This is a genomic window from Terrimonas alba, assembly GCF_042434975.1.
Lineage (GTDB): Bacteria > Bacteroidota > Bacteroidia > Chitinophagales > Chitinophagaceae > Terrimonas_B > Terrimonas_B alba.
In genome coordinates, this window is the sequence record NZ_JBHMQM010000007.1 from 1 (window position 1) to 4,074 (window position 4,074).

General features: G+C 44.3%; 2 protein-coding genes. Both read right to left on the reverse strand.

Annotated elements, in window-relative coordinates; genetic code table 11:
- The coding region (locus ACFEL9_RS19295; RefSeq protein WP_385893681.1) for a hypothetical protein at positions 1-2,459 on the reverse strand (2,459 nt) is incomplete at its 3' end.
- A gap of 388 nt (positions 2,460-2,847) precedes the next feature.
- Positions 2,848-4,074, reverse strand: a 1,227-nt coding sequence (locus ACFEL9_RS19300; protein WP_385893683.1) for a T9SS type A sorting domain-containing protein, incomplete at its 5' end; no start/stop codon positions are given.

Genomic DNA, 4,074 nt, shown 5'->3' on the forward strand with positions numbered 1-4,074 from the left:
ACGCCATTCAGCGTTGGTGCTTCCGTATCTCCACCATTGTAGGTGATGTCCACATCTGTTGCATGATTGCCGCAGTCATCATAGATCTCGTAATGATAGGTCACACTCCAGTTGCAATCTGTACCTGTCGGTGTGCCGCTCTTATCTACTGTGACTGTTGCACTGCAATTATCGCTATACAATGCGGCTATCGCTGCTGCTGTTGGGCCTGCCGGTATGGCACTATAACATAAGTTCAGACCTGTTTGACCTGTTGGTAATGTACCGGTCAGCTGTGGTGCTTCTGTATCTCCGCCACTGTAGGTGATGTCTACATCTGTTGCATGATTACCACAGTCGTCATAGATCTCATAATGATAGGTCACTGTCCAGTTGCAATCTGTACCTGTCGGGGTGCCGCTCTTATCTACTGTGACTGCTGCACTGCAATTATCACTATACAATGCGGCTATCGCTGCTGCTGTTGGTCCTGCCGGTATGGCACTATAACATAAGTTCAGACCTGTTTGACCTGTTGGTAATGTACCGGTCAACTGTGGTGCTTCTGTATCGCCACCGCTATAGGTAATATCTACATCTGTTGCATGATTGCCGCAGTCATCATATATCTCGTAATGATAGGTCACACTCCAACTGCAATTATCTCCTGTCGGTGTGCCGCTCTTATCTGCTGTGACTGCTGCACTGCAATTATCACTATACAATGCGGCTATCGCTGCTGCTGTTGGTCCTGCTGGTATGGCACTATAACATAAGTTCAGACCTGTTTGACCTGTTGGTAATGTACCGGTCAACTGTGGTGCTTCTGTATCGCCACCGCTATAGGTAATATCTACATCTGTTGCATGATTGCCGCAGTCATCATATATCTCGTAATGATAGGTCACACTCCAACTGCAATTATCTCCTGTCGGTGTGCCGCTCTTATCTGCTGTGACTGCTGCACTGCAATTATCACTATACAATGCGGCTATCGCTGCTGCTGTTGGTCCTGCCGGTATGGCACTTAAGCATAAGTTCTGACTCGTTGCTCCGCTTGGGATTGTTCCGGGTGTGATCAACTCCGGTGCTGTATTATCCTGGATCGTTACAACTTTAGTACAACTTGAAGTACATCCGTTAGCATCAGTAATTGTTAGTTTAAGAGTATAAGATGTATTGCAACCTGAGCCGGCTACAACCGTTGCAATCTGATCATCTTCTTCACCTGCAACAATTGTTGCACTGCCTGTAGTTATTTCCCATAAATAAGTTGTCATTCCTCCGGGTGCAGTATAATCATTTGATGAAGATGGACAAACCGGTCCATTAGCACCGGTTATTGAGCAAGTCGGTAAGGGATTAACTGTTATTTGGGCCGTGCCATCCTGAAATCCTGTAGTTCGTGTACATCCGTTACCATTTATAATTGAAACCAAAGTATAATTTGTAGTTGTAGTAGGGTTTACTGCAACATTAAAAGTAAATGACGAAGCACTGGTTATAGTTTGATTCCACGTTGTGGCACCGCTGGCTTCTTTATATGTAATTGTATATGGGATGACAAATGTGCTATTATTTGCATCAAAAGTTAATTGACCTGTCCCATCAGCGCAAATTGTATTTCCTGTAAAACCACCGGAGACATTGTTTGGCACTTCATACAGCACAAGAGTGCCGGTACCACTACCTTCATCACTGCCATCTGCACATTTTACAGAAAAATTTATAGTCCCGGCAGATGCCGTAGGGGAAATAGTCAATGTTAATGTAGATGAAGGGAATGCAGATCCACCGTTTGCTGTAAATGTAGCAGGTGAGTAAGAACCGGTTACTCCTGTAGGTAACCCCGAAACAGTATAAGTTCCGTTAACTGTACCATTTGCCGACCTAGTTGCAGTGACATTATAAGTCACTGATACGGTTCCGGATAAAGGAATACACGCAGAATTAGAAGTTGGGCTTACAGAAACAACTGCATTAATCCTGGGAGAGTCGGTAAATGTCGTTCCCGCAGTCAACCCCGAAGTCAATCCTGTTGCTGTAAGAACAAATGAAGCGCCTAAATGATCTTCTGTAATTAAAACCTCATTATTGTAAATGTTTCCATCTGCATCCGCCACTGCGGTTAGAATTTCGTCTGTGCATCCGCAGTCGGAAACGATATGTAGTTCCACCGTTTCGCCGGGTGTCCATCCCGTACCGGTCATGATGACGTAATCGCCGGGATAATAATCCGGCTTATCTGTCGTCAACGTCGCCTGTCCAAAACTTTCACTTACAAAAAACAAATTGGCCAGCAATAACAGTATTGCCAGCATGCCGGTTTTGCGTAATAGTTTTTTCATGTAGCAAATCGTATTAAGGTGAGGAGAGGAAATGAAGCTTTCGCTATTTATTTTTTGCTGGTAACCCGGTGATGATTGATGTGTAAAATGACCAGCATTAGCAGCAGGCGCAGGAGTAAATGAATTACTCATAAATGGTTCGGTTTCGGTAATAAAAAAGAAACTGTTGACGAAATCAGCAGGCGGATGTTGGTAGTTTTCGAGGAGATTAGCAGGTGATGATAACGGGTGTTTTTTTATTTACAATAGCGAATAGCTATGCCTAAAAAACAAAAAGCTGATTGCTCTAGAGGAGATGGATTTGGGAAGGGTGAAGTGATGACACTTTGCGACGAATGTAATAGCAATTTTTGTGAATTCCAATAGGCTCGGAGGTTTACCCGGCTATTTTTTTAACCCGCTTCAAAAAGCGGGTTACTTATCCCCAATTTTAAACAACTAAGATTCGCCTGTCTTTTTGCTCCCATAAAAAAAAAGGATGCTTTTCAGCATCCTTTTCGTGTGCATGATATCCATGCTACTATTGGTTTAACTGTAATAATTTCCCGGTTATTTGCTTCCCTCCCATCCGGAAAATATAGATGAGGGTGGAACGCTGGGCGGATGGTATGTTCACGTCAAAAGCCTGGTTACCGGCAATAATTCTACCCTGGTAAACTGTCTTAATTTTCTGACCCAGCATATTTACCACTTCGATACTGCCCTGACCTGTTACAGGTGAGCTAATAACCAGCCTTACCTTATCACTATAAGGATTGGGAAAGGCTTTTACCGTGAGCTGCTCCACCGGTATTTCAGCAATATTGATGGTTGTGGCAGCGATGGTTTGTTTTGAACCCGTCGTTTGTGACCTTTCGCCGGTTTCTATTGAACAATTGGATGCGTCGCAACTGACAGCAGTTGAAATACAACCAGAACTAAGTTTTTTAACCTTTATTCCAGTTACTGAGCCTGGAGCCAGATTGTCGAAAACGGTACCTGACTGCCAGTTCTCACCATTATCAATACTGTATTGATAATCCGCACCAAGTGGACTCAATATGGTAACACTTCCTGTTGTTGGTCCGCACAGTGAAGGTTGCACTACGCAAATACCCGGAGCACCTGGTGTTTCAGTATCTACTGTAACAGTTACTATGTCTGTGTTGCTGCACCCACTGGAAATATTGGTCTTGGTTACAGTATAGATTGTAGTTGCATCCGGATTGGCTGTTGGATTGCTGATGCTGGCATTATCCAAACCTGCAGCTGGTGACCAGGAATAAGTAAAGGCTGCATCATTAGCCTCACCGATTTGTTTGCCGCTTGCATTGGCCGTACAGGTTTTGGTAAAGTCATCTCCGGCATTGGCTGTTACTGCTGCATTGTTCACCGTCACTATTACTTCATCATCATCTGTGCAACCAGTGGTAATATTGGTCTTGGTTACAGTGTAGGTAGTGGTGCTGGTTGGATTGGCAGTTGGATTGCTGATGCTGGCATTATCCAAACCTGCAGTTGGTGACCAGGAATAAGTAAAGGCTGCATCATTGGCCTCTCCGATTTGTTTGCCGCTTGCATTGGCCGTACAGGTTTTGGTAAAATCATCTCCGGCATTGGCTGTTACTGCTGCATTGTTCACCGCCACTATTACTTCATCATCATCTGTGCAACCAGTGGTAATATTGGTTTTGGTTACAGTGTAGGTAGTGGTGCTGGTTGGATTGGCAGTTGGATTACTGATGTTAGCAGCACTCAAACCTCCGGC